Here is a 25,592-nt window from a genome sequence, read left to right as displayed (position 1 = left end):
CTAAACGTTCACACCCGCCACATTTGATGGCAAGAGCGAATGCTCACATCAGCCAAATCGCGCAAACCGCAGCTACGGCGCCAATCGCCGCGCCGCTTCCGCCGGTCAGCACAATCCAAAGCCAGAAGTTATCGCGAGGCCGCATCGGGGTTTCGTTCTGCTTCATCAGAACGCCCTCGACAATGCCCGGCAAACGCGGGCCAAAGCGGCTGAGGACCCGTGCGGTTTTGGCCAGATCACCCAGCACAGCCCGCGGGCCGATGCTTTTTTCGATATAGGAAGACACCACAGGCTTGGCGACATCCCAGATATTCACCCGTGGATCCAGTGAGCGCGATACGCCCTCGACAACCACCATTGTGCGTTGCAACAGGATCAGCTCGGTCCGCGTGGCCATGCCAAATCGCTCGGTGACCTCAAACAGATAGCTCAGCAGACGTCCCATCGAAATACGGGTCGCGTCCATGCCAAAGATCGGCTCCCCCACGGCGCGCAGCGCGCGGGCGAACTCGTCCACATCCTGATCGGCAGGCACATAACCGGCCTCAAAATGCACCTCGGCAACGCGTCTGTAATCGCGCTGGATGAACCCAAAAAGGATCTCGGCATAAACCCGACGGGTGTATTCGTCGATCTGCCCCATGATTCCAAAATCATACGCAATGATATCGCCATTCGCCGCGACCTTCATATTGCCCTGATGCATGTCGGCGTGGAAAAAACCGTCGCGCAGCGCGTGGTTCAGGAACAGCTCCAACACCCGATTGCCCAGCGCGTGACGGTCATGCCCGGCCGCATCAAGCGCATCATTGTCGCCAATCGGCGTACCCTCGGCCCAGCCCAACGTCATCACCCGTTTGGCCGAATGCTCCCATACGATGGCAGGCACCTGATAGCCGGGATCGTTCACGGTATTGGCCGCAAATTCACTGGCAGAGGCGCTTTCAATCCGCAGATCAAGCTCTGAGGAAACGCCATGGTCGAAATGTTCAATCACATCGCGCGGCCGCAAGCGGCGCGACCCCGGTGACAGGAATTCGATGGTGTTGGCCGCAAAATAGAAAGCATCGATGTCCTTGCGAAACGCCTTCTCCACGCCGGGGCGCAGGATTTTCACCGCGACCTCTTCTCCGGTCTCTGCCAAACGCGCGCGGTGCACCTGCGCAATCGACGCCGCCGCAACCGGCTCGGAAAACTCGGAAAATATCTCATCGACCGACCGGCCCAGCTCGCTTTGCACTTCGGCTTTGGCGGTGGCCATATCAAACGGCGGCAGCTTGTCCTGTAAAACCCGCAGTTCGGTGGCCAGATCGCCGCCCACCACATCGGGGCGTGTCGACAAAACCTGACCAAACTTGATGTAGGCCGGACCCAACGCCGTCAACGCGCGCGGCAGAGGCGGCGCATCAGGATCGCCCTTGATGCCCAGCCATTGAAACGGCCAGGTCAAACCGCGCAACACCACCCGCATCAACTTGGGTGCTTCAAACGCGTCCAGCACCACTTTCATTGCGCCCGAGCGTTCCAACGTGGCGCCCGTGCGGATCAATCGGATAATGTTGTGAGGACCCCTCACAGTTTCCACCCAGAATGCAGCGCCGCGATGCCCATTGTCAGGTTGCGGTATTTGGCGTTCTCAAAACCCGCCTGCCGCACCATGTCCAGAAACGTCTCCTGATCGGGGAACTTACGGATGCTTTCCACCAGATACTGATAGCTGTCGCGGTCATTCGCGATCATCTGCCCCATGCGGGGAATGACATTAAACGAATAAAGGTCATAGACTTTCTGCATCATGTCATTGGGAATCTGTGAAAATTCCAACACCATCAACCGTCCGCCAGGTTTCAGCACGCGGTAGGCTTCATTAAGCGCCTCTTGCGGGCGCGTTACGTTCCGGATGCCAAAGCTGATGGTGTAGACGTCAAAGGTGTTGTTCCCAAACGGCAGCGCCATCGCGTCGCCCGTGACCCAATCCAGACTGTCCGCCATCTGCGCCGCCTCGGCCCGCTTGCGGCCCTCCACCAGCATCGGCTCGGTCAGATCGCACACCGTGGCATGACCGTGGCCCGCGCGATCGAGAAACTTAAACGACACATCGCCAGTGCCACCAGCCACATCAAGCAACTTCTGACCGGGGCGGGGCGCCAACCAATCCATCATCGCATCTTTCCAGATGCGGTGGATGCCCATCGACATGACATCGTTCATCACATCATATTTGGACGCCACAGAGCCAAAGACGCCCTGAACTTTGCCGGCTTTTTCCGACTCCGGCACGGTTTCAAAGCCAAAATGCGTGGTGTCGTCAGTCTGGGTCATCACACGGTCCCTTGTGGTTCGCGACTCTACATATCCCTCTGGCGAAAAAGGCACAATGCGGCGTTTGAGGAGAGGCCGCGTCGATCTTTCGGTCGGGCGGTTGTACGCCACCCAATTCCCCGCCACAGTCGGCGTAACCAATAACCAGTCTCGTGAACTCATGACCCTATCCATTTTTCCGGACCGCTTTCTGTCTCGCGCCATCGTAGGCGCGGTATGTATGGCGCTGGGATTTTGGGGCGCCCGCTCTTTCGAAGGACTGACTGCAGGAATATTTATAGTCATCCTTACGGGCGGTTTTATTGCCTTCTTCTCCGGCTTAGTCTGGATTGGTGCGGACGCTGAGAACTCGAAACAAGACGGCTCTGTGATTTCAAGTTATCCGGTTGGACACGTCTTTGCAGCGGTTGGCCTTGTGGGAGTCGGCGTGTATATCGCGAGCCTCACGATCCAAGCCGGCCCATCCGATCCCGTTTGGGCAATTTTGGGCAATGCAGCCTTCGCGATTGGTTCTGTGGTGATCGGACTGGTCAGCGCTTTTCATTGCGCGACATATCGCATCCAACTTCAGCAAGGCGCACTTTCAGTGAAAGGCGGTATCTTTCCCAAGCGACGAACGCTTCCCATTCCACTCTCCGAAATCAGTATGCGCAAAGGCGTGGGAATTCTAACCGGAATTAGTCCAACAACTTATAGACTTACCTTTGTTCGCAAACGTCATATCGACCTACCCGCTGCAATGACAGGCACCAAGAAAATTCTCAAGGCGGCAAACGCCTATTATGAACATGATTTCATGTGGGACACTCACCCCAAGGAAAACTGACCATGCCTGAACTGCCCGAAGTCGAAACCGTCCGCCGCGGCCTTGCCCCTGCCATGGAAGGCGCCGTGATTGCCCAAGCCCACGTAAACCGCCCAGACCTGCGCTGGCCGTTTCCGGATCGCATGGCAGATCGCCTGACCGGGGCTACGGTCAACCAATTGCGCCGCCGATCAAAATACATCCTCGCGGACCTCGATACAGGCGAGACTCTGCTTGTTCACCTTGGCATGTCGGGCCGCATGACGGTCTCGGGCGACCCTTTGGGGCAATTTGTGCATGATCACCCGCCTGCGCAGAAACATGACCATGTGGTCTTTGACATGGACAACGGCGCACGCGTCACCTTCAACGATCCTCGCCGGTTCGGCGCGATGGATCTTCTGGACACCGCCACCGCGGACGCGCACGCATTGCTGGCAAAGATCGGGCCGGAGCCTTTGGGCAACGATTTCAACGAATCCTACCTCGCTGACCGACTCGCCGGCCGCAACACCCCGATCAAATCCGCGCTGCTGGACCAACGCATTGTTGCCGGTTTGGGCAATATCTATGTTTGTGAGGCGCTTTATCGCGCGCGCATTTCGCCCATTTGTAAGGCAGGCGAACTTTCTACTAAGCGCACGCGCAGCCTTGTGCCGATCATCCGCGAGGTTCTGTCAGACGCGATCGACGCCGGCGGCTCATCACTGCGTGATTTCCGCCAAGCCGATGGAGAACTTGGATATTTTCAGCACAGCTTCGACGTTTACGGGCGCGAAGCCGAGCCCTGCAAGACACCCGATTGTGGCGGCGAAATCAGCCGAATCACCCAGTCAGGACGCTCATCCTTCTTTTGCCCGCAATGCCAAAGATAACTTGATCCGTCTGCCGCAAATGGTAAGGAATCACTCCTGACTGGAACAACGAAAGCACCACTCATGGCTTTTGAGACGATCATCGTCGAAGTAGAGGACCACGTGGCCCTCATCAAACTCAACCGCCCCGATGCCCTGAACGCGCTGAACCAACAGCTCATCGGTGAGGTCATGACCGCCCTTAGAGACGCTGATGCCAACGACAAGGTGCGCTGCATCGTGCTCACCGGCTCCGAAAAAGCTTTCGCTGCCGGCGCCGACATCAAAGAGATGTCAGAAATGAGCTTTGCCGACGTGAATCTGTCGGACCTGTTTGGCGCCTTTGGCAACGAAATCCAAGCCATCCGCAAGCCGATCATCGCAGCCGTATCCGGCTATGCGCTTGGTGGCGGGTGCGAAGTGGCGATGGCCTGCGATTTCATCATCGCGGCGGACAACGCCAAATTTGGCCAACCTGAAATCAACCTCGGCGTCATCGCCGGCATCGGCGGCAGCCAACGACTGACCCGTGCAGTGGGCAAGGCCAAGTCGATGGACATGAACCTGACGGGCCGCTTCATGGACGCCGAAGAGGCAGAGCGCTCCGGCCTCGTCAGCCGCGTGGTGCCTGCCAAAAAGCTGATGGAAGAATCACTGGCCGCGGCCCAAAAGATCGCCGAGAAATCGATGATCGCCGCGCGCACCGCCAAAGAGACCGTGAACCGCAGCTTCGAAAGCACCTTGTCAGAAGGTCTGCTGTTTGAACGGCGGTCGTTCCACGCACTGTTTGCGACCGAAGACCAGAAAGAGGGCATGACCGCCTTCATCGAAAAACGTCAGCCGCAGTTTCGCGACAAGTAAGCGATTCCACCTGATCTGAAACTTAAATGACCGTCCAGTTGGGCGGTCATTTTGTTTGTGGGGCACGCCATCGGTGTATTGCCTGGGCAAAGTGGGGCGCTTTGTCTCAACGGCCCAGCCACGTGTTGGATTGCGTCCAAGCCGATCAAGAGACCCGTGCATGTTCGGCAGAAGTTCACCCCCGTCGCCAAAGTTTCGCGGATGCACGAGCGGTAAAAGCCAAATCAGATTTGCATTCCCTGCCAGAACCTGTATGACACGCCGCAATACATGCGCGTGCAGCCCGCTCTGGCTTGATCTGATTCTCTCCGAGGAACGAGAGGCCCTGTTCGGGACGTCGCACGCATTCACTAACGCACCGAACCAAGTAAAGGTCACAGATCATGGCAAATTCTCCCCAGGCAAAGAAACGCGCACGTCAAAACGAGCGCCGTCTTGAAGTTAACAAAGCCCGTCGTTCGCGCATCCGTACGCACCTGCGTAAAGTTGAGGAAGCGATCGAATCCGGCAACAAAGAAGACGCGACCGCAGCTTTGCGCGCGGCTCAGCCAGAGCTGATGCGCGGCGTGACCAAAGGCGTTTACCACAAGAACACAGCGTCCCGCAAAATGTCGCGCCTTGCTGCGCGCGTCAAAGCGATCGCCTAAGGCGTTTACGCGCATAGAAAACTTTGTAAGGTTCCGCATCCGGTGCGGTGCCTTGCCACTCCGGCACTAAAAAAGAGACGCATTTGCAGCATAAATATGCTGCACGCGCATGGTTCCGGAAACGAATCTTATCCACAGCCAGAAATTGTTTCTTCTGCCAGAAAAACAGGCGTCACGGCACCTAATCTTCTATTAGGATTTTTTGTGGAAAACCCATACATACCAATAACTTGACCTAGGCACCGCAGATTCTTTTTTGTGAAAGCCCGAGTCAAGTTCGAAGATCAGTTGCTCGGGCCGCAGCGCACTTGCTAGGTTCGATCAGCGAGTCACATCGCCTTGGGGGGAACGGACGCCACACCGCCACGCACGAAACCATCGTGTCGCATCTCCGACCTAGAATTTGGGTCGGCAGAGCGGTTTTTTGAGCGTTTCTACCGTTCCTAGTGAACCAGCGCTACTGCGCTTTGATGACCGGATTCGGATCGGGGTAGGGACACCCCGATGCCATCGGATTTTGGTTTCCTTACGGCCTTTGGGCCGACCAAAGGCGTTGTGACATCGTGCTAAAAGGCGAAAATGTGGCTGGGGAACCGGCCCGACGGTGAAGGAACACGGGGACACATGACACAGGAACAATGGGGCGCGCTGCAGCAAGACCTACTCAAGTCGGTTGGCCAAAACAATTTTAAGACTTGGATCGAACCGATTGAGTTTTTCGAACTCACCGATGGTGTCGCCACATTCAACGTTCCTACGAACTTCATCGGCAATTACGTTTCGCAGAATTTTGGGGATCTTATTCTCAATCAGATGACCAATGCCGGGCATTCGGTTCAACGCATCCAGTTCGCTGTTGCAGCCAACACATCCGCACGCCCGTCAACGGCTCAGGCCAAAACATCCGTCCCCGCAGCCGCCCCTGCTGCCTCCGAAAATCGCGGATTGGCCATGACCGGCGCGCCGCTGGACGCTCGCTTCACCTTTGACAGTTTCATCGTCGGCAAGCCCAACGAACTGGCCAACGCCGCCGCGCGCCGTGTGGCCGAAGGTGGTCCCGTCACTTTCAATCCTCTGTTTCTTTATGGTGGCGTCGGCCTTGGCAAAACCCACCTGATGCACGCGATTGCCTGGGAACTGCAGACCCAGCGCCCTGATCTCAACGTGCTTTATCTCTCAGCCGAACAATTCATGTATCGCTTTGTGCAGGCTCTGCGCGATCGCAAGATGATGGATTTCAAAGAACTGTTCCGCTCCGTGGACGTTCTGATGGTGGACGATGTGCAATTCATCGCCGGCAAAGACAGCACACAAGAAGAGTTCTTCCACACCTTTAACGCGCTTGTGGATCAGAACAAACAGATCATCATTTCCGCAGACCGCGCGCCAGGCGAAATCAAAGACCTTGAGGACCGCATCAAGAGCCGCTTGCAATGTGGCCTTGTCGTGGACCTGCACCCGACCGACTACGAACTGCGCCTTGGCATTTTGCAGTCCAAGGTCGACAACTACCGCGCGCAATATCCCGGGCTTCAACTGGCGGACGGTGTTCTGGAATTCCTCGCACACCGCATCTCGACCAACGTGCGTGTGCTTGAAGGTGCGCTGACCCGTCTTTTTGCCTTCGCCTCCCTTGTGGGCCGTGAAATCACGATGGAGCTGACGCAGGACTGCCTGTCTGACGTCCTTCGGGCGTCCGATCGCAAGATCTCCGTCGAGGAAATCCAGCGCAAAGTCGCCGAGCACTACAACATTCGCCTGTCAGACATGATCGGCCCTAAACGTGTGCGCAACTTTGCCCGCCCGCGCCAGATCGCCATGTATCTTTGCAAACAGCTGACCTCGCGGTCTTTGCCAGAGATCGGTCGTCGCTTTGGCGGGCGTGACCACACCACCGTGATGCACGGGGTCAAACGGGTCGAAGAGCTGCGCACACAGGACGCACAGATCAGCGATGATCTGGAATTGCTACGCCGCGCGCTTGAGGCGTAACTGCCTGAATTCACCGCAACCGTGATCAAAACGCCGCGCCTTTCGGGACGCGGCGTTTTCAATTGTACCCACAACCTTGACGCCTTTGTCGAAGTGACAGACAAAGGCAAAAATGCTTGCGCCAAAAGGGTAACACGCTAGTGTGCCCCTCCCGGCAATCGAGAGGACGATGGGATGAAAATCAGTATCGAACGCAGCGTGCTGCTCAAGGCCGTCAGCCAGGCGCAGTCGGTTGTAGAACGCCGCAACACCATTCCGATCCTGGCCAATGTCCTGATCGAAGCCGAGGGCGACACCGCTCAATTCCGCGCCACCGACCTTGATATCGAGGTTGTGGACAAGGCCAACGCGATGGTGGAACGCGCGGGGGCGACCACTGTGGCTGCGACCACATTGCACGAAATTGTCCGCAAATTGCCGGATGGCGCGCTTGTGACCCTCACCGACGATGGCGCCGCTGGCCGCCTGACGGTTGAGGCTGGCCGCTCTAATTTCTCTCTCGCCACGCTGCCCCGCGAAGATTTCCCCGTGATGGCGACGTCTGAGTATTCGTCAAATTTCTCGGCACCCGCCCCTGTGCTGCGCCGCCTGTTTGATAAATCCAAGTTTGCGATCTCCACAGAAGAGACCCGCTACTATCTAAACGGCGTCTACTTGCACATCTCGGAGTCCGAAGAGGGCAAAGTTCTGCGCGCCGTGGCCACAGATGGTCACCGTTTGGCCCGCATCGACGCAGATCTGCCCGAGGGCGCTCTCGAAATGCCTGGCGTGATCGTGCCGCGTAAAACCGTGGGTGAGCTGCGCAAACTTCTGGACGACGACGATATGCAAATCGCGGTGTCCGTTTCGGAAACCAAAGTGCGCTTTGCCACCCCGACCATCACCCTGACATCCAAGGTGATCGACGGCACGTTCCCCGACTACACCCGCGTGATTCCGCAAGGCAACACCCGCAAGCTTGAGGTGGACGCCACCGAATTTGCGCAGGCCGTAGACCGCGTTGCTACTGTGTCCTCGGAACGGTCACGCGCTGTCAAACTGCAGCTTGATGAGGATCGCCTGATCCTTTCGGTGAACTCGCCCGACAGCGGCGCCGCCGAGGAAGAGCTCGCCGTCGCCTACAACGACGAACGGCTGGAGATCGGCTTCAACGCCAAATACCTGCTTGAAATCGCCTCTCAGGTGGATCGCGAGAACGCCGTGTTTATGTTCAACTCGGCGGGTGATCCGACCCTGATGCGTGAAGGCAACGACCTCTCAGCCGTCTATGTCGTCATGCCGATGCGCGTGTGATCAACACCGATTTTTCGACCCAAATAGCCCGGTCCCGGACCGGGCAGCGCCCGACCCTCTTCAGGGGCCGCTAAATGACCCGCCTCGCCCTCACCTGCCTGACACTCAGCCATTTTCGGTCCCACAAAATGGGCACGCTGGAAACCGATGGTCGGCCCGTCGCGATCTATGGGCCCAACGGCGCAGGCAAAACCAACATCCTTGAGGCCGTTTCGCTGTTCTCACCCGGCCGCGGACTGCGCCGCGCCAGTGCCGAGGACATGACCCGTCGGCCCGAGGCCATCGGTTGGAAATTGTCGGGGCTTCTGCAATCAGGCACCCAAAACTACGAAGTTGATATCCGTTCCGAGGAAGGCGCCGCGCGCCAAATTCAGATCGACAGCAAGGCCGCCCCGCAAACGCAGCTCGCGCGTTTGGCCCGCGTGCTCTGGCTGATCCCCTCGATGGACCGCCTCTGGATCGAAGGCGCCGAAGGCCGCCGCCGGTTTCTGGACCGCGCCACACTCAGTTTTTTCCCCGAACACGCCGAAGCGTCGCTGGCCTATGAAAAAGCCATGCGCCAACGCAACCGCCTGCTCAAGGATCAGGTCACCGACGCCCATTGGTACGCCGCTCTGGAGCGTCAGATGGCCGCCACCGGCACCCAGATCCACACAGCCCGCAGCAAAGCCCTTGCCCGCCTGTCCGAAGCACAACAGCAAGCCCAGACCGCCTTTCCCGTCGCAGAGCTCGACCTGATCCAATCGGAAGGCAGCCTGCCCGACACAGCCGACGACCTGCGCGACGCCCTCGCTGAAAGCCGTTTTCGCGACATCACCGCGGGGCGCACGCTGGTAGGGCCACATCGCTCCGATTTGATCGGAACCTACGCCGCAAAAGGCGTGCCCGCCAAAGACTGTTCCACAGGGGAGCAAAAGGCCCTCTTGGTGAGCCTGATCCTCGCCAACGCCCGCGCCCTGTCCGAAGACGTAGGCACCCCACCCATCGTACTTCTGGACGAGGTCGCCGCGCATCTTGACCCCACCCGCCGCGCCGCGCTCTATGACGAGATCTGCGCTCTTGGCGCGCAGGCTTGGATGACCGGTACCGAGACTGACCTGTTTGACGCGCTCGGAAGCCGCGCACAGTATTTCGAGGTCACTGACGAGGATGGAATTTCGGTGGTAAAACCCGTTGGCTGACTCCCGCCTTTCGGGGCTGGGAAATTCACGCCCAATTGCGTGACATCCCCTGCCGAAACCGCTATAAATTCGGGAAATCAATAAAGGCGGATTGAATGTCTGACAACGCGCAAGAACCCGAGCAATATGGCGCGGATTCCATCAAGGTTCTCAAAGGCTTGGAGGCTGTTCGCAAACGCCCCGGCATGTACATTGGTGACACCGACGACGGCTCTGGCCTGCATCACATGGTCTATGAGGTCGTGGACAACGGCATCGATGAGGCGCTCGCAAACCATGCTGACCACGTAAAGGTCAAGATTCACGCCGACAGCTCTGTGTCCGTGTATGACAACGGACGCGGCATTCCGGTCGACATCCACCCCGAAGAAGGCGTTTCTGCAGCCGAAGTCATCATGACCCAACTGCACGCCGGTGGTAAGTTTGACAGCAACTCCTACAAAGTCTCCGGCGGCCTGCACGGTGTGGGTGTGTCTGTTGTGAACGCGCTTTCGGTCTGGCTGGAACTGCGCATCTGGCGCAATGGCCACGAACACTACGCCAAGTTTGAACACGGCGATTGCACCGAGCATCTGCGCACGGTCAAAGAATGCCCGGCGGACGAGACCGGCACCGAGGTCCGCTTCATGGCCTCCACCGACACATTCTCAGATCTCGAATATTCTTTCGACACGCTCGAAAAGCGTCTGCGTGAACTGGCGTTCCTGAACTCCGGCGTGCGCATTATTCTCGAAGACGAACGCCCCGCCGAACCGCTGCGAACCGAGCTGTTTTACGACGGCGGTGTGAACGAGTTTGTAAAATACATCGACCGTCACAAGACCCCCCTGATGGACGCGCCAATCTATGTCAAAGGCGAAAGAGACGACATCGGTGTCGAGGTCGGTATGTGGTGGAACGACAGCTATCATGAAAACGTGTTGCCCTTTACCAACAATATTCCGCAACGCGACGGCGGTGCCCACATTGCCGGCTTCCGTGGTGCGCTGACCCGTACTTTGCAAAAATACGCACAAGAAAGCGGCATCGCCAAAAAGGAAAAGATCACCTTCACCGGCGATGACGCCCGCGAAGGTCTGACCTGCGTTTTGTCGGTCAAAGTGCCCGATCCCAAGTTCTCGTCTCAGACCAAAGACAAGTTGGTAAGCTCTGAAGTGCGCCCCGCCGTCGAAGGTCTGCTGGGTGAAAAACTTGGCGAATGGTTTGAGGAAAACCCTCAGATCGCCAGGATGATTGTCAGCAAAATTCTTGAAGCGGCGCACGCACGCGAAGCCGCTCGAAAGGCCCGCGAACTGACCCGTCGCAAATCCGCGATGGACGTGAATTTCCTCGCCGGTAAACTCAAGGATTGCTCTGAAAAAGACCCGTCAAAGACCGAAGTCTTCCTCGTGGAGGGCGACTCCGCTGGCGGCTCAGCCCAAACCGGTCGCGACCGGATGACGCAAGCCATCCTGCCGCTACGCGGTAAAATCTTGAACGTGGAACGCGCGCGATTTGACCGCATGTTGGGGTCGCAGGAAATCGGCAACCTCGTCATGGCGCTTGGCACCGGTATTGGCCGCGATGAATTCAACATCGACAAGCTACGCTACCACAAGGTCGTCATCATGACCGACGCCGACGTCGACGGCGCGCATATCCGCACACTTTTGCTGACGTTCTTCTATCGCCAGATGCCTGAATTGATCGAAATGGGCCACCTCTACATCGCCCAACCTCCACTGTACAAAGTGGCGCGCGGTAAGTCCGAGGTGTACCTGAAAGACCAATCCGAGCTGGACGACTATCTGGTCAACCAGGGCGTCGACGGCGCGTCTTTGAAACTTGGCTCCGGTGCTGAAATGCTTGGTCAGGATCTGGCCCGCGTTGTAACCGAAGCCCGCCAGTTGAAACAGGTTCTCGACGCCTTCCCGACGCATTACCCGCGCCACATTCTGGAACAGGCCGCCATTGCTGGTGCCTTTGTGCCCGGTGCAGTGGATGCCGACCTGCAAGGTGTGGCTGACAAAGTGGCAAAACGGCTGAACCTGATCGCGCTGGAATATGAACAGGGGTGGGCGGGCCGCATCACGCAGGACCACGGCATCAAACTGGCCCGTATTCTGCGCGGCGTCGAGGAAGTGCGCACGCTGGATGGTCCGATGTTGCGCTCCGGTGAGGCGCGTAAATCCGGCAGCTTTACCGAAAGCCTGCAAGAGGTCTACGACACTCCGGCGACGCTGGTGCGCAAGGACCGCAGCCAAATCATCAACGGCCCACTCGACTTGCTCGCAGCAATCCTTGCCGAGGGTGAGAAAGGCCTCACGCTGCAGCGCTACAAAGGTCTGGGTGAGATGAACCCCGATCAGCTTTGGGAGACCACGCTTGATCCCGACGCCCGCGTTCTGTTGCAGGTGAAAGTCGACGACATCGCCGGCGCGGATGATCTCTTTACCAAGCTGATGGGCGATGTTGTGGAACCCCGCCGTGAGTTCATCCAGAAAAACGCGCTTAGCGTGGAAAACCTCGACTTCTGACATTTGGCTTCGGGGCACGTGGTGCGCCAAACTCAAGGTTCAAAACGAAATGCGGCTGGCAGAGCAGAGATGCTCGCCAGCCGTGTCGTATTAAAAAGGGCTTTGGGTCGTGTTCCCGAGGGGAGGGAGGAGGGAGAGTGGGAACACGCCCAAATTCTTGGTCCGGCGCACCGGAATTCTGTTTGCTTTGATAGAATGATTGGCTCTAGGTCAGCATCCCGCAGCTTGGTTGGCCATTAAGCCACCCGCAGCCGCGCCACTTGCCGTCAAAACATCTTTTCCGCTACCGCCGCCAAGCTGGTTGCCGATCAGGCCTCCAACAACAGCACCAGTGAGCGATGCGCCTGCGCACTCGACGTCCCGCTGCGTAGTACAAGCAGGGACGGTCGCGAGAGTCGCTATCAGGGCTGAGATTGCTACGACTTTCATATGTGCCATTCCTTTGTTTCATTCGATGGCCTTTATCTAGTATTTTGATTGCATAATACAAGAGATCCTGCAATCCCTTGCCAATATCTTTGCCAGTTCCGCGGATTATCGATACAAACTCCATCATTTCGCCATCAAATTAGCGGAGATGCACCGCTGCGCCCAACAGCCGCCCACGGAATCGGCGCTGCTGTGTCATCTTCCAATCGCGCCGCGATCGCCATACAAGGCGCACATCGGCCCATTTTCAGGACACACCAATGACCAAACGCATCGCTCTTTCCAGTGACCACGCCGCCATCGACCTGCGCCAGGCGGTTGCCAAGCACATCGCCGCCAAAGACTATGAAGTCGTCGACATCGGCCCGACCTCACCCGAAAGCACGCATTACCCGATCCACGGCAAAGCGGCGGCTGATCTTGTGGCCAATGGCGAGTGCGACCTCGGCATCATCCTGTGTGGCACTGGCCAAGGTATCATGATGGCCGCCAACAAGGTCGACGGCATCCGGTGTGGTGTGTGTTCAGACACATTTTCCGCCGCGATGATCCGCCAGCATAACAACGCCAACATGCTGTCCATCGGCGCGCGTGTTGTCGGCGAAGGCGTCGCGCTCGAAATCGTTGACGCCTTTCTGGATGCGGACTTTGAGGGCGGTCGTCACGCCACCCGCGTGGACATGATCGAGGGTTAGGTCTCTTTGCGGTCGTCCACGATCGTCATCTGCGCCAACCCGCTTTCGCCCAGATCGACTGCGGAAAACGGCCCGCCCTGACACATCTGCGCCGGGTCGGTTGGATCTCCTGCCGGCTCTCGCGCCAGAATCTCGGCGGCAAATTGTTCGGCATTGTCTTTGGGCCGGTATCCAAGCTGCCCCGCTTTGGTGTTGTCCACCGGCGAACGGTCATTGTTGGACACCCCGTAAACCACGCTAAACCCGACCGTGGGCGTCTCAACCGCCCGCGTCACCAGCTGGATGAGGTCGTCATAACTCAGCCAACTGCCCAACGCCCGTGAACTGGTCACTTGTGCACAGCTCAGAATGCGCAAGTGCACCGATTCCAAGCCCCGCTTGTCCCAATACATCCGCCCCAAATCTTCGGCAAAACACTTGGCCAGTCCGTAAAACGAATCCGGCCGGTGGGCGACGTCAGTGTCGATACAATCCTGCTTGGCGTGCATACCAACCGCGTGGATAGAACTCGCGTAAACCACACGCCGCGCGCCATGTTGAAACGCGGCCTCCCAAACGTTGTAGGCACCGATAAAATTCGGCCCTAACAAGGTCTCAAACGGCGCCTCATCCACGATCGCGCCAAAATGCACCACCATCTCGGCGCCTTCCAGCGCCGTGTGAACCTCGTCATAGCTGGCCAAATCAGCCCGGACATAGCTTTCACCAGGGTAGAGCTTACCAATACCCTCCGCGATATCGGTGCACACCAATTCCTCTGTCATCTTCGACAAAGGCTCGCGAAGATAGGAGCCCAACCGTCCGGCTGCCCCCGTCAGAACCAGCTTCTTAAGCATCGTGCTTCTCCCAACTTATCGGTGACGCGGCCTAAATGACCGCTTTTTCCACAAACGGCCGCCCCGCGGCGATCCGTTCAAATCCAAACGGCGACAAATCGAGACTGCGATAGCCTCCATAGATCAACCACTCCGCCGTGCCACGCCCCATCGCGGGCGACTGTTGCAACCCGTGCCCCGAGAACCCGTTGAGAAACACAAAGTTCCCGACCTCTGGATGCGCCCCCAAAATGGCGTTCTGGTCAAAGGTGTTATAGGCATAATGACCCGCCCATTCCGTCACCACTTTGATCGCTTCAAACTGCGGAATGCGAGTCGCAATGATGGGCCAAACGTGATCCTGCCAACGGTTGTGATCCATGTTGAAATCATCGAAATCCACCGCGGGATCAGGGTCGGCAGGACAGCCCGCCAAATAGCTTTTCGGCCCGTCTTGGCGGAAATGCACGCCTGTCGGATCAATGGTCAGAGGCAACTCACGGTCCAGCGGCTGCTCGGCCGTGAAAATCCATGTGAATCGCTTGCGCGGTTCCACCGGCACCTCGATGCCCGCCATCTTGGCGGTGCGCGCGGCCCGTGGCCCTGACGCATTCACCACTTGCCCGCAGGCGATCACCTCGCCCGATTTCAACGTTATGCTGTCCACCCGCGTGCCAGCGGCATTTTTGGTCATCGCCACCACTTCGTTGGCGACATATTCCACGCCCCTCTCGCGCGAACTGCGCCGGAACCAGTCAAACACGCCGCCCCCGTCCCAATAGCCTTCGTCTTTGGTGTTGATCGACCCCAAAACCACGTCGTCCACATTGTAAAACGGATACTCCGCCGCAATCTGCGCAGCACTCAGCAGTCGCGTTTCTGCACCACTCTCAAGCTGCACTTTCTGGTTCGCCCGCAGCACATCGGCAAAGCCCACGTTGTCTGCCAAATAAAGATACCCGTAGTTCTGGATATCCATCTCAGGCACCCGCACATCGCCCCCCATATAGGTGCGCAGGTTTTTGACAAAATCTGCCGCGAACTGGGAAATCTTGACGTTCAGGGGGCTGGAAAACTGCTGTCGCATGCAAGAGTTGGTGTGCGCGGTCGAGCAATTCTCATAACTTGGTTCACGCTCGACCACCAAAACGGACCCGTTGAAGTCTTTGTTATCGCTCAGAAACCAAGCCGAGGAGGCGCCCATAATGGCGCCCCCGATGATAACCACGTCATAAGACGTCTTGGTCGGCGTGCTCGCAAATCCCGCTGCTGCCATCAAAATACCTCCCCACGTTTGGCCTGCGCCAAAACCGCGTCTATGTCCTCTTGGGCCATGCCGTACTGCTCGGCTGCAAAACCGGCAGTGATATAGCCCAAAGCAAGGTCGCGCCGCACGGCCTCCCTCGCCCTTTCCTGCGGCTCGCCATAGCCTGCACCACCGGGAAACGCCATGTCCACCAGACCGCCATGCGGCACAAATTGTTTGCCCTTGCCCTTCATCGGTGTGCCATCGCCACGGGCGATGGTGGTCGGTGCGCCATTGCCGCCCCCACGACAGCCCAGCGCCGGATGATCCACCCGATCAAACATCGCCTGAATGTCGAATTCATGCCCCTCACGCGCGCCCACACTCATGTATTGCCCAAGCCCGCCGCGATACTGCCCCGCGCCGCCACTGTCAGGTCGCAATTCCTTGCGCCAAATCACCACGGGGCCGACCTGTTCGGTGGCCTCTACTGGCATGGTCATCACGCCGGATGGAAAAGCCGTGGCGCTCATGCCGTCAAGCGTTGCGCGCGCGCCAGAGCCGCCCGAGTTAAACGTCAACACTTCGGCCCGCACCGCATCCTCGGGCGCAGGCGCATCCATGCGCGGGCGCAGCGACACTTGGAAATTGCACAAACAGCCCGCGCCTTGGGCAGGCGCCAATCCCGGCAACAGCTTGTCGAGCGCGTCATAGACCGTGTCCGGCACCATATGGCCAATCACGTGCCGCAACGCGACAGGCGCGGGATGTACCGCGTTCACGATGGAATTGACCGGCGCGGTGATTTCAAACGGCGCAAGCGAGGCGGCGTTGTTGGGAATTTCCGGCGCAATCGCACATTTCAGCGCATAACAGGCGTAGGCCTTGGTATAGACCAGCGGCACGTTGATGCCTTTCTTGTCCAGCCCGCTTGTGCCCTCCCAATCAGTCACAATGCGGTCTTTTTCGATGCTCACTTTCACACACAGATCAATCGGGCGGTCATAGCCATCGATCCGCATCTGCCCTTCCGCCACTCCCGGCGTCAGCGCATTGATCGCATCCAACGTGGCTTGGCGTGAATGGCTCAAGATAAAGTCAGAGATGCCGGTCAAATCAGCTAGATCAAATTCGGCAATCATCTCGATCAGGCGGCGATGCCCGATCTCGTTACAGGTCGCCAGCGCGTGAATGTCACCCACCAACTGATCCGGCTCGCGCACGTTGCCACGGATGATCGCCAACAGCGTCTGATCCACCGCGCCTTTGTCGGCAAACCGCATGATCGGGATATAAAGCCCCTCTTCATGCACATCATTGGCATCGGCGCCAAACCCGCGACCACCGATGTCGGTGATATGCGCGGTACAGGCGAAAAACCCGATCAGATGTCCGTGATGAAACGACGGCGTCACCACGGTGATGTCATGCTTGTGGCCCGTTCCTTCCCACGGATCGTTGGTGATATAAACATCGCCCTCGGCCATGGTGTCGCGCCCGATCCGGCGGATGAAATGCCCAACTGCATCTGCCATCGCATTCACGTGGCCCGGCGTGCCGGTCACGGCCTGCGCCAACATTTCGCCCGCCTCGTTATAAACCCCCGCCGACAAATCGCCTGCTTCACGAACCGAGGTCGAAAACGCGGTGCGCACCAAAGCCTGCGCCTGTTCCTCGACGATGGAAATCAACCGGTTCCACATGACCTGAAAGACAACTTTTGACGGCTCAGACATCGGTTTTCTCCTGTATGAAGACATCAAGCGTGCCATCGGCATGTGCGGTTACGCTGCGGCTTTGCGGCACCACAATTGTGGTTTCCGCCTCGGTGATGACCATTGGCCCAGCTTTAACAGCACCTGCAGCAAAGGCCCCTCGCTCCACCACATCCGCCTGCAACACTGCGCCCTTGGCGGGGTCAAACAAGGCCCGCGTACCGCTGGCCTGCGGCGTTGCGGCGGGTGCACTCTCAGTCACGCGATCCGCGCGTTCTTGCGTCGTAAAGGCGTTCACGGACCACACCGTGATCTCAATGCCCATGCCCTCGACCACACGCCCAAACAGCGTTTTGTATTCGGCTTCAAACAACGCCTGATAGGTTGCCGCATCCGGCTTTGTCGCCAGTTCAGCCGTCAAGGAGACCGGAATCTCCCAACCCTGCCCTGCATAGCGCATGTAAACCCGATGCTCGGCCGAGATCGCCGCCTGTGCATCACAAGACCGCACAAAAGCCGTGGCCTCAGACTTCATTTCCGCAAACAAGTCCGTCACGGCGCTGGCATCGAAGGCGGCCAGACGCATGAACACCGACCGGTTCGCCTCAAAACTAAACGGCGCCTTCAGGAACCCGATGGCCGATCCCACGCCCGCACCTTCGGGCACCAACAGCCTCCCAACGCCCAGCTTTTCGCACAATCGCGCAGCGTGCAATGGCGCGGCCCCGCCAAAGGCGATCATCGTATAATCCGCCAAGTCTTCGCCGTTCTCCACCGCATGTACCCGCGCTGCGTTGGCCATGTTCTCATCCACCACCTCGGCCAAACCAAAGGCCGCCTCGGTTGCGTCCATATCCAGCTTGGTGCCGATCACAGCCTCCAACGCCTGCGCCGACTGCGCAGCATGCAATTGGATCGACCCGCCCGCGAAATTATCGGGGTCCAGCTTGCCCAACACCAAATCCGCATCCGTCACCGCTGGCTTGTCGCCGCCACGCCCGTAACACGCCGGTCCGGGTTCTGATCCGGCGCTTTCGGGGCCAACGCGGATCTGGTTCATCCCGTCCACATGCGCCAGAGATCCGCCGCCCGCGCCGATCTCAACCATATCGATCACCGGAATCGAAATCGGCATGCCCGAGCCTTTTTTGAACCGATACGTCCGCGCCACTTCAAACACGCGTGCCGTCTTGGGCGTCTGCGATTTGATCAGGCAAATCTTGGCGGTCGTGCCGCCCATATCAAAACTCAGCGCCTTTTCCACGCCGTGCCGCGCTGCAATGTCGGCGGCAAAAATTGCCCCGCCCGCAGGTCCGCTTTCGACCAATCGCACAGGGAATTCAGCAGCACTTTCCAGCGACATGATCCCGCCGCCCGAATGCATCAAAAACACCGGACACTCCGCGCCTTCATCCGCCAACCGCGCCCGCAACCGCCCCAAATAGGACGCCATCAACGGTTTGATATAGGCGTTGGCAATCGTGGTGTTGAACCGCTCATATTCGCGCATCTGCGGCGACACTTCGGACGACAGGGACACCAAGACATCCGGCAAACGTTCGGCCAGCACCTCTGCAATCAGTCGCTCATGCGCGTCGTTCACGTATGAATGCAGCAAGCCCACCGCGACGCTTTCATAGCCTGCCGCACCAATCTCATCGACCAGCGTTTCCACGTCCGCGCGCGCCAACGGCACCAGCACATCGCCCCGCGCGTCCAGCCGTTCGCGAACCACATAGCGCCGGTTGCGCGGCAACAACGGCGCAGGCAGCGTCAGGTTCAGGTCATATTGCTCAAACCGGCTTTCGGTGCGCATCTCGATCACATCTCGAAAACCCTCGGTGGTGATCAACGCCGTCTTCGCGCCGCGCCGCTCAATCAGCGCATTTGTCGCCAACGTGGTCCCGTGGATGATCTGGCCGATCTCTTCCGGAGAAATGCCCGCCTTGGCACAAACCTGGTGCATACCATCGATGATCGCATCTTCCGGCGCGCCATAAGTCGTCAGAACTTTGGTCGAAAACCACGCCCCGCCGCGCTCAAGCACAACGTCGGTAAACGTCCCGCCAATATCAACGCCCAATCGTGTTCCGGCCTGACCCATGCCCGCGCTCCTTCGTGTTCGTGACCCAAAGCCTAGCGCAGCCGTTTCAATCTATTCCAATTATTCTTTTATATTATATCAATCAAAAAAATTTATCGTTCGTCTGCGACACCCACATCAGACCAACTGACCCGAGCCGCCAACTCGGCCGCCTCATGCACAAAATGCGGTGCGGTCTCTTCAAAACGGGCGGAAAACCGCAACGCATCGGGGCACCACAGATACCGCAACGCCTCCAACTTTCCGTCCCTCAATTCCTGTCGCACCATGATCTCCGGCAAACAGGCCACGCCCAATCCTTCGATCGTCATCTGGATGCCCGCCGCCATATTGGTCGACGGCACCAGCCGCGCCGGCACGTCGGCAAAGCCCGCCATGTGATCGCTGATCTGGTCAAACGGCAATGTGCCTCGCGCATGGGTGAGGATCGAAAACGCCGCCAGATCCGGCCAGCTCAGAACCTTTTGTCCGATCCCCAACGACGGCGATGCCACCCAGATATAGGGGAAACTGCCCAACGGCAGCGCTTGCACGGTGGTGCGCCCAAACGGCCCGCTTTGCAGAGCCAAATCCAGCCCCCGATTGAACAAGGCTTCAGACAAATTGGCCGATAAATCCACGGTCAAATCTACGTCAATGTTCGGAAATTTGTCTTTCAAAGCAGAGAGGTAAGGCACCAACCAACTGTGCGCCACCATCTCGGTCACACCCAACCGCAGCACCCCGTCAAACAGCACGTCATTGCCAGCGCCCACGACAAATTCGTCCATCGACGCCAGAACCAATCGGGCCTTGCCCAGCATGATTTCACCAAAGGGCGTCAACCGAACCGACCCGGCGTCGCGTTCCATCAGCTTGCGCTGCAGTTGCGCCTCAAGCGCGGCAATGCGCGCCGACACATTCGGTTGCGTGGTGTTCAGCTGCTCAGCGGCCCGCCGGAACCCACCCAGGTCCGCGACTTTCACAAAGGTTTCCAGCTGTTTCAGGGTGATCTGCGCCAAAACTCTACTCCAGCGCGCTCAGCTCAGGCCGAGCAAAACGGCTGAGCGCTTCAAGCACCACCAATCGACACCGCGCGCCAGCCCAATCCTCACCCAACACCAAATCCGGCAACGCGCCGTGCCGCAGCCGCAGCCTCCGCCAATGGTGCAGGACTGCCAGCCGCAACGCCGCGCATTCCAAACCTTCAGACGGCATCGGTAAGCTCAGCAATGGCTCCACAATGGCACGCAATGCCTCGTATTCCCGCGCAAGCGATTCAGGCACCACAGCGGCCTTTCCCCAGTCAGGCATCGACCGGTCCTCATAAGGCGCACAAAGCCAATCCAACGGTATCCCGTCCCGCCCCGCAACAAGACCCGAACGAGATGTCAGAACAACGCTGTCTTTGGGCAACTGCGCCGCAAAATCAGGCGCCGCCAGATGGGGCGGACCCACCGCCAAAAACACGCATTTGCCATTTGGCTGAGGAGCAGCCCCATAAATATCAGGTCGCACCCGTTCCGTTTCCGCCCATCCTCGCGCAGTCAGCTGATATCGCGACCGCCGCCCCTGTCGTTGGGTGTCGACCCAACCGTCATTGCGCAAACGGTGCACAGCGACCCGCAGGGCCTGATTGTTGATCCCCATCGGCGCCACCAACGCGTCCAGCTGACTCGCGCCCAAAGTGTCGTCAGCCGATTGCATCAAATCGCCCAGCACAGACACCACAACCGACCAGACTTTGATAGGTCCCACACTGGCCACGCGGGCAATAATTTGTTGCAGCTCAGTGGGTTCCAAAGTCTTGTTCCGCTTGATGATCTGCGCCCACCCTAGGCGAGCGTCACGACCTTCTCAAGCCGCACCACGACGCGACCTGCACGTGACGTCACATCCGTTGCGACTTGCCGCCTCGGCGCGGGCGGAACACACTACACCGAAATAGGGACGTGTCAGGAGGAGGGCGCAACCCATGTGGACAGGACCAAAAATCACCCGGGCGGACCCTGCGTTTGCCGACAATCGGACAGCCATGTTGGCCGCTGTCGACGCGCTTCGCGCGTTGGAGGCGCGCACAGCTGCGAAATCCGAAGACCGCCGCGCCCGCTTTGAGGCTCGCGGCCAGATCACGCCACGTGACCGGCTTGCGCGCCTGCTTGATCCCGGCGCGCCATTCCTGCGCCTGCACAGCCTCGCAGGCTACATGGCCGACACCAAGGACCCCGATAAATCCTTGCCCGGCTCGACCTTCATCATGGGCATCGGCGTGGTCTCCGGCGTGCGCTGCATGATCGTGATCGACGACAGTGGCATCAACGCAGGCGCGCTGAGCCCCAAATCCCTGCAAGCCATGTTGTCCGCTCAGGATATCGCCCTGCGCCAGAAACTGCCGTTTTTGCATCTGGTGGAAAGCGCTGGTGCCAACCTGATGAACTATCAGGTCGAAGATTGGGCCTTGGGCGGCGGCGTCTTCCGCAATCTCGCGAAACTCTCCGCTGCAGGTTTGCCAACAATTGCGGTGCTGCATGGCCCCTCAACCGCAGGCGGTGCATATATGCCGGGCCTGTCGGACTACGTGATTGGGGTCAAGAAAAACGGCATGGCGGCGCTCGCGGGGGCCGCCCTGGTGAACGCCGCAACGGGGGAGGTCGCCAAAGACGCCGACCTTGGTGGCGCCGAAATGCACGCCACCAAATCCGGCCTTGTGGAATACCTCGCAGATGACGACATCCACGCCATCGCGTTGGCCCGCCGCGTCATGGCGCGGTTGGATTGGAACCGTGACTTGCCCGATCTTCCAACCCGTGACTTTTCCGCGCCCAACCATCCGATCGACGACATCGCTGGCGTCGTCCCTGCCGACTGGTCCAAACCTTATGACGCGCGGGAGCTGGTCGCACGGCTGGTGGACGGCTCGGACTTTGATGAATTCAAACCTGGCTTTGGTGCCGCCACGCTTTGCCTGCAGGCACAAGTTCACGGCCACACCATCGGCATCCTCGCCAACAACGGCCCAATTGATCCGGCGGGCGCCAACAAAGCCACGCATTTCATTCAGGCCTGTGATCAGGCCGGCACGCCTTTGGTGTTTCTCAACAACACCACCGGCTACATGGTCGGCACCGCCTATGAACAGGCCGGCATGATCAAACACGGATCGAAAATGATCCAAGCCGTGGCCAACACCCGTGTGCCCAAATTGACCTTCTACTGCGGGGCATCCTTTGGAGCGGGCAACTACGGCATGTGCGGCGTGGCCTATGAACCGGATTTCCTCTTTGCCTGGCCCAATTCCCGGTCCGGCGTGATGGGCGGTACGCAAGCTGCCAAGACCATGAGCCTCGTCGCCCGCGCAGGCGCCACCCGCAAAGGCGTTGACGTCGACGAAGACCGCATGGCCCAACAAGAAGCCGCTATTCAAGGCTTGTTTGACGCGCAATCCTCACCGTTTGTGACCTCCGGCAAGGTGCTTGATCATGGCGTCATCGACCCGCGCGACACCCGCAAGGTCATCGCCTTTTGCCTCGACACCGTTGCCGACGCCCGCCGACGCAACCTCAACCCCAACGCCTTTGGCGTCGCCAGAATGTGAGCCCCATGACCCAGCCGCCAACTTTGTCCCAAGCCGACGATTTTCTCACCGAATCCGAAACGCTTTACACGGCCCTCGCGGACCTCGACGCCGACAGCCTGCGCCAACCAACGCAGTTCAAAGGCTGGACAATCGAGGACGTTCTCGTGCACCTGCATTTTTGGAATATCGGCGCTGATATGTCCGTCACGGACGAGGCCGCTTTTACCAGAATGATCGGTGGCGCGATGGCCTCGCTCAACGAAACCGGATCGCTCCGTTCTGTGGAAAACGCCACCATATCCGAGCGCGGAACCACCCTGCGCGAGGCTTGGATATCCAAGGCCCGCGACATGGCCGCCCGCTGGCGCACCATGGATCCAAAACAACGCCTGATCTGGGTGGGCCCATCTATGTCGGCCCGCTCCTCCATGACCGCCCGCCAAATGGAAACATGGGCGCACGGATTTGAGGTATTCGACACGCTTGGCAAAACCCGCACCGAGTCTGATCGCGTCAAAAACATCGTCGTTTTGGGCGTGAACACATTTGGCTGGTCCCATCAGGTCCATTCTCTGCCTGTGCCCGAAACCATGCCACTCCTGACGCTGACTGCCCCATCGGGCGAGGTCTGGACCTTTGGCGAAGACACCGACAACACCATCACCGGCCCCGCCACCGATTTTGCGGCTGTCGTCACGCAAACCCGCGCCTTTGCCGACACCGCGCTGACCGCCACTGGCGAAGCCGCGCAAACGTGGATGGCCAACGCGCAATGCTTTGCGGGCCCGCCAGAAACACCGCCAACCTCCGGCAGCCGCCATGTGCAGGAGGCGTAAATGACCAAAGCCATCCTGACCTGTGCGCTGAATGGCGTGCTGACCGACCCGACACAGCATCCAGTGCCAGTGACCCCTGACCAATGCGCCGCCTCCGCCCGCGAAGCGATGGACGCAGGTGCAGCGGTGATCCACATCCATTTTCGCCAACAAGAGCCCGGCAAAGGCCACCTGCCCAGCTGGGATCCAGCTGTCGCGACTGACATCGTCGACGCCATCCGCACCGCTTGTCCCGGCATCTTGATCAACGCCACCACCGGCGTTGTCGGGCCGGATTATTCTGGCGCTCTGGCCTGCGTACGCGCCCTGAAACCCGAAATCGCGGCCTGCAACGCGGGCTCGCTCAACTATCTAAAGCTGCGCTCAAATGGCGATTGGGCCTGGCCGCCTATGATGTTTGAAAACACGCCCACCAAGATCCAAGACCACATCGACGTCATGACAGAATCCGGCACTCTGCCTGAATTCGAATGTTTCGACACCGGCATCGTGCGTTCGGTGGCGATGTACGTCAAAAACGGCATGACCCAGCGGGCACAATACAACCTCGTGATGGGCGTCGCCTCTGGCATGCCCGTTAGTCCCGAGTTGCTGGAATTTCTGATGCCCTACATTCTTGAGGACAGTTTTTGGCAGGCCACATTGATTGGCCGCGAGGACATCTGGGCAACGCATCAAAAAGCCGCCGACTTGGGGGGGATGCTACGCACCGGCGTTGAGGACACATTCTATTTGCCTGATGGCAGCAAAACCCGCTCCAACGGGCAGTTGATCGAGGCTTTGGCCACCTGTGCCGAGAACGCAGGACGCGGAATCGCAAGCCCCCAAGAGGCAAGAGCCATGCTCAAAATCGCCTGACCCAACGGCGCCACTCCGCCATTCCTCACCTTGACCCCGATGCAACCACGGTCATGATCCCCCCATGCCGGACCTGATCCCTTCCGACCTAACCCAATTTGCCGCCCTTGCCTTGCTGGCCACCAGCTTTGCAGGCTCATTCATCACCGCGGCCTTCGGCATCGGTGGCGGCATCGCGTTCCTTGCCGCCTGCGCCGTGCTGCTGCCGCCTGCAGCCATCATCCCGATACACGGCGTTGTGCAACTTGGTTCAAACAGCGTTCGCGCCTTGATGTTCATTCGTCACGTGATGTGGACCGCACTGCCCGCCTTTGTCATTGGCTCGCTTGTCGGCATCGCCATCGGCGGCAGCGTTGTGGTCAGCCTGCCAGGCTGGGTCATTCAATCGGTTGTCGGCTTCTTCATCCTCTGGGTGGTCTTTGCCCGCCCGCCAAAATGGTTGGCGCAATGGCCCCTCGTTACTGGCGTGATCTCCAGCTTTCTGACGATGTTCTTCGGCGCCACAGGCCCCTTTGTGGCGGGTTATATCAAGGCGTTGAAACTCGATCGACACGCCCACACCGCCACTCATGCGGCTTTGATGACTGTTCAACACGGGCTCAAGGTTGCGATGTTCGGTGTGCTCGGCTTTGCCTTCGGCGATTGGGCGCTGTTCATCGCCGGTTTGATCGCCGCCGGCACGCTTGGCACTTGGGTCGGTAAGCTTGTTCTCGGCCGCATGACAGATCACGGCTTTCATCGCATTCTGAACGTGATCCTTGTGTTGATTGCCTTGCGCCTGATTTGGGGTGGCTTAATCGCTTTCCTCTAGGTCCGAATTTTGACTCCAACCTGCAAATTTCGGAAACTCAAAAGCCAAAAATCGAC

The 25,592-nt window shown here is 58.8% G+C and carries 22 protein-coding genes; 13 read left to right on the top strand and 9 right to left on the bottom strand.

Annotated features, from left to right (window positions below):
* Nucleotides 1-43: 43 nt before the first annotated feature.
* Both ubiB and ubiE read right to left on the bottom strand, forming a co-directional pair.
* Nucleotides 44-1,576 (bottom strand): 2-polyprenylphenol 6-hydroxylase, encoded by a 1,533-nt coding sequence (ubiB, locus tag SHIM_RS19520; RefSeq protein WP_054004443.1) that lies wholly within the window; start codon nucleotides 1,574-1,576, stop codon nucleotides 44-46.
* Nucleotides 1,573-2,322 (bottom strand): bifunctional demethylmenaquinone methyltransferase/2-methoxy-6-polyprenyl-1,4-benzoquinol methylase UbiE, encoded by a 750-nt coding sequence (gene ubiE, locus SHIM_RS19515; protein ID WP_054004367.1) that lies wholly within the window; start codon nucleotides 2,320-2,322, stop codon nucleotides 1,573-1,575. The genes ubiB and ubiE overlap by 4 nt, the downstream gene beginning before the upstream one ends.
* Before the next feature lie 100 nt (nucleotides 2,323-2,422).
* Here ubiE and SHIM_RS19510 point away from each other — a divergent pair, with 100 nt between their 5' ends.
* The 8 genes from SHIM_RS19510 to gyrB all read left to right on the top strand — a co-directional run bounded on the left by SHIM_RS19510 (nucleotide 2,423) and on the right by gyrB (nucleotide 12,471).
* Entirely contained in the window at nucleotides 2,423-3,148 is a 726-nt protein-coding gene (locus SHIM_RS19510; RefSeq protein ID WP_152926617.1) for a hypothetical protein, read from the top strand.
* 2 nt (nucleotides 3,149-3,150) lie between these two features.
* Nucleotides 3,151-4,002 carry a bifunctional DNA-formamidopyrimidine glycosylase/DNA-(apurinic or apyrimidinic site) lyase gene (gene mutM / locus SHIM_RS19505; protein ID WP_054004365.1) on the top strand — a complete coding sequence of 284 codons (852 nt, stop codon included), beginning with the start codon at nucleotides 3,151-3,153 and terminating at the stop codon, nucleotides 4,000-4,002.
* Between the two features lie 63 nt (nucleotides 4,003-4,065).
* Complete coding sequence (locus tag SHIM_RS19500) at nucleotides 4,066-4,842, top strand: enoyl-CoA hydratase (RefSeq protein ID WP_054004364.1); 777 nt, start codon at nucleotides 4,066-4,068, stop codon at nucleotides 4,840-4,842.
* A 383-nt stretch (nucleotides 4,843-5,225) separates the two neighbouring features.
* On the top strand, nucleotides 5,226-5,489 hold the full coding sequence (gene rpsT / locus SHIM_RS19495) for a 30S ribosomal protein S20 (protein WP_054004363.1): 264 nt from the start codon (nucleotides 5,226-5,228) through the stop codon (nucleotides 5,487-5,489).
* Between the two features lie 624 nt (nucleotides 5,490-6,113).
* Entirely contained in the window at nucleotides 6,114-7,481 is a 1,368-nt protein-coding gene (gene dnaA / locus SHIM_RS19490) for a chromosomal replication initiator protein DnaA (RefSeq protein WP_054004442.1), read from the top strand.
* 174 nt (nucleotides 7,482-7,655) lie between these two features.
* Nucleotides 7,656-8,774 (top strand): DNA polymerase III subunit beta, encoded by a 1,119-nt coding sequence (dnaN, locus tag SHIM_RS19485; protein WP_054004362.1) that lies wholly within the window; start codon nucleotides 7,656-7,658, stop codon nucleotides 8,772-8,774.
* Between the two features lie 74 nt (nucleotides 8,775-8,848).
* On the top strand, nucleotides 8,849-9,955 hold the full coding sequence (gene recF / locus SHIM_RS19480) for a DNA replication/repair protein RecF (RefSeq protein WP_054004361.1): 1,107 nt from the start codon (nucleotides 8,849-8,851) through the stop codon (nucleotides 9,953-9,955).
* A 95-nt stretch (nucleotides 9,956-10,050) separates the two neighbouring features.
* A complete protein-coding gene (gene gyrB, locus SHIM_RS19475) occupies nucleotides 10,051-12,471 on the top strand; it encodes a DNA topoisomerase (ATP-hydrolyzing) subunit B (protein ID WP_054004360.1) in 2,421 nt (806 codons plus the stop codon).
* A 210-nt stretch (nucleotides 12,472-12,681) separates the two neighbouring features.
* Here gyrB and SHIM_RS20265 read toward each other — a convergent pair whose 3' ends face one another.
* Nucleotides 12,682-12,900 carry a glycine zipper 2TM domain-containing protein gene (locus SHIM_RS20265; RefSeq protein ID WP_152926616.1) on the bottom strand — a complete coding sequence of 73 codons (219 nt, stop codon included), beginning with the start codon at nucleotides 12,898-12,900 and terminating at the stop codon, nucleotides 12,682-12,684.
* 260 nt (nucleotides 12,901-13,160) lie between these two features.
* Here SHIM_RS20265 and rpiB point away from each other — a divergent pair, with 260 nt between their 5' ends.
* Nucleotides 13,161-13,595, top strand: a complete 435-nt coding sequence (gene rpiB, locus SHIM_RS19470) for a ribose 5-phosphate isomerase B (protein ID WP_054004359.1) — start codon at nucleotides 13,161-13,163, stop codon at nucleotides 13,593-13,595.
* On the opposite strand, the gene SHIM_RS19465 is transcribed toward rpiB, so the two are convergent.
* The 6 genes from SHIM_RS19465 to SHIM_RS19440 all read right to left on the bottom strand — a co-directional run bounded on the left by SHIM_RS19465 (nucleotide 13,592) and on the right by SHIM_RS19440 (nucleotide 21,221).
* Nucleotides 13,592-14,431, bottom strand: coding sequence for an NAD-dependent epimerase/dehydratase family protein (locus SHIM_RS19465; RefSeq protein ID WP_054004358.1), 840 nt, complete (start codon nucleotides 14,429-14,431; stop codon nucleotides 13,592-13,594). The genes rpiB and SHIM_RS19465 overlap by 4 nt on opposite strands.
* A gap of 31 nt (nucleotides 14,432-14,462) precedes the next feature.
* Nucleotides 14,463-15,686 (bottom strand): NAD(P)/FAD-dependent oxidoreductase, encoded by a 1,224-nt coding sequence (locus SHIM_RS19460; protein WP_054004357.1) that lies wholly within the window; start codon nucleotides 15,684-15,686, stop codon nucleotides 14,463-14,465.
* Nucleotides 15,686-17,392, bottom strand: a complete 1,707-nt coding sequence (locus tag SHIM_RS19455) for a hydantoinase B/oxoprolinase family protein (protein WP_054004356.1) — start codon at nucleotides 17,390-17,392, stop codon at nucleotides 15,686-15,688. The genes SHIM_RS19460 and SHIM_RS19455 overlap by 1 nt, the downstream gene beginning before the upstream one ends.
* Nucleotides 17,385-19,475, bottom strand: a complete 2,091-nt coding sequence (locus SHIM_RS19450) for a hydantoinase/oxoprolinase family protein (protein ID WP_054004355.1) — start codon at nucleotides 19,473-19,475, stop codon at nucleotides 17,385-17,387. The genes SHIM_RS19455 and SHIM_RS19450 overlap by 8 nt, the downstream gene beginning before the upstream one ends.
* A gap of 92 nt (nucleotides 19,476-19,567) precedes the next feature.
* On the bottom strand, nucleotides 19,568-20,476 hold the full coding sequence (locus SHIM_RS19445; RefSeq protein WP_054004354.1) for a LysR family transcriptional regulator: 909 nt from the start codon (nucleotides 20,474-20,476) through the stop codon (nucleotides 19,568-19,570).
* A gap of 4 nt (nucleotides 20,477-20,480) precedes the next feature.
* The gene (locus SHIM_RS19440; RefSeq protein ID WP_054004353.1) at nucleotides 20,481-21,221 is read right to left on the bottom strand and encodes a PaaX family transcriptional regulator C-terminal domain-containing protein; all 741 of its coding nucleotides are present in this window, start codon (nucleotides 21,219-21,221) and stop codon (nucleotides 20,481-20,483) included.
* A gap of 208 nt (nucleotides 21,222-21,429) precedes the next feature.
* Between SHIM_RS19440 and SHIM_RS19435 the strand changes: the two genes are divergently transcribed.
* The 4 genes from SHIM_RS19435 to SHIM_RS19420 all read left to right on the top strand — a co-directional run bounded on the left by SHIM_RS19435 (nucleotide 21,430) and on the right by SHIM_RS19420 (nucleotide 25,536).
* Complete coding sequence (locus tag SHIM_RS19435) at nucleotides 21,430-23,049, top strand: acyl-CoA carboxylase subunit beta (protein ID WP_054004352.1); 1,620 nt, start codon at nucleotides 21,430-21,432, stop codon at nucleotides 23,047-23,049.
* Nucleotides 23,050-23,054: 5 nt separating this feature from the next.
* Entirely contained in the window at nucleotides 23,055-23,867 is an 813-nt protein-coding gene (locus SHIM_RS20260; RefSeq protein WP_241488935.1) for a TIGR03084 family metal-binding protein, read from the top strand.
* The gene (locus SHIM_RS20255; protein ID WP_054004351.1) at nucleotides 23,868-24,725 is read left to right on the top strand and encodes a 3-keto-5-aminohexanoate cleavage protein; all 858 of its coding nucleotides are present in this window, start codon (nucleotides 23,868-23,870) and stop codon (nucleotides 24,723-24,725) included.
* Between the two features lie 64 nt (nucleotides 24,726-24,789).
* Nucleotides 24,790-25,536 (top strand): sulfite exporter TauE/SafE family protein, encoded by a 747-nt coding sequence (locus tag SHIM_RS19420; RefSeq protein ID WP_054004350.1) that lies wholly within the window; start codon nucleotides 24,790-24,792, stop codon nucleotides 25,534-25,536.
* Nucleotides 25,537-25,592 lie beyond the last annotated feature (56 nt).

The sequence above is a fragment of the Shimia sp. SK013 genome (assembly GCF_001292625.1).
Taxonomy (GTDB): domain Bacteria; phylum Pseudomonadota; class Alphaproteobacteria; order Rhodobacterales; family Rhodobacteraceae; genus Shimia.
Note: the sequence above shows the minus strand (reverse complement) of the source record. Positions and strands in the feature narration are given on the sequence as shown.

Coding starts and splice junctions, on each gene's coding strand:
- ubiE (WP_054004367.1), bottom strand. CDS start 2,322: ATGACCCAGACTGACGACACCACGCATTTTGGCTTTGAAACCGTGCCG.
- mutM (WP_054004365.1), top strand. CDS start 3,151: ATGCCTGAACTGCCCGAAGTCGAAACCGTCCGCCGCGGCCTTGCCCCT.
- SHIM_RS19500 (WP_054004364.1), top strand. CDS start 4,066: ATGGCTTTTGAGACGATCATCGTCGAAGTAGAGGACCACGTGGCCCTC.
- rpsT (WP_054004363.1), top strand. CDS start 5,226: ATGGCAAATTCTCCCCAGGCAAAGAAACGCGCACGTCAAAACGAGCGC.
- dnaA (WP_054004442.1), top strand. CDS start 6,114: ATGACACAGGAACAATGGGGCGCGCTGCAGCAAGACCTACTCAAGTCG.
- dnaN (WP_054004362.1), top strand. CDS start 7,656: ATGAAAATCAGTATCGAACGCAGCGTGCTGCTCAAGGCCGTCAGCCAG.
- recF (WP_054004361.1), top strand. CDS start 8,849: ATGACCCGCCTCGCCCTCACCTGCCTGACACTCAGCCATTTTCGGTCC.
- gyrB (WP_054004360.1), top strand. CDS start 10,051: ATGTCTGACAACGCGCAAGAACCCGAGCAATATGGCGCGGATTCCATC.
- SHIM_RS20265 (WP_152926616.1), bottom strand. CDS start 12,900: ATGAAAGTCGTAGCAATCTCAGCCCTGATAGCGACTCTCGCGACCGTC.
- rpiB (WP_054004359.1), top strand. CDS start 13,161: ATGACCAAACGCATCGCTCTTTCCAGTGACCACGCCGCCATCGACCTG.
- SHIM_RS19465 (WP_054004358.1), bottom strand. CDS start 14,431: ATGCTTAAGAAGCTGGTTCTGACGGGGGCAGCCGGACGGTTGGGCTCC.
- SHIM_RS19460 (WP_054004357.1), bottom strand. CDS start 15,686: ATGGCAGCAGCGGGATTTGCGAGCACGCCGACCAAGACGTCTTATGAC.
- SHIM_RS19455 (WP_054004356.1), bottom strand. CDS start 17,392: ATGTCTGAGCCGTCAAAAGTTGTCTTTCAGGTCATGTGGAACCGGTTG.
- SHIM_RS19450 (WP_054004355.1), bottom strand. CDS start 19,475: ATGGGTCAGGCCGGAACACGATTGGGCGTTGATATTGGCGGGACGTTT.
- SHIM_RS19435 (WP_054004352.1), top strand. CDS start 21,430: ATGTGGACAGGACCAAAAATCACCCGGGCGGACCCTGCGTTTGCCGAC.
- SHIM_RS20260 (WP_241488935.1), top strand. CDS start 23,055: ATGACCCAGCCGCCAACTTTGTCCCAAGCCGACGATTTTCTCACCGAA.
- SHIM_RS20255 (WP_054004351.1), top strand. CDS start 23,868: ATGACCAAAGCCATCCTGACCTGTGCGCTGAATGGCGTGCTGACCGAC.
- SHIM_RS19420 (WP_054004350.1), top strand. CDS start 24,790: ATGCCGGACCTGATCCCTTCCGACCTAACCCAATTTGCCGCCCTTGCC.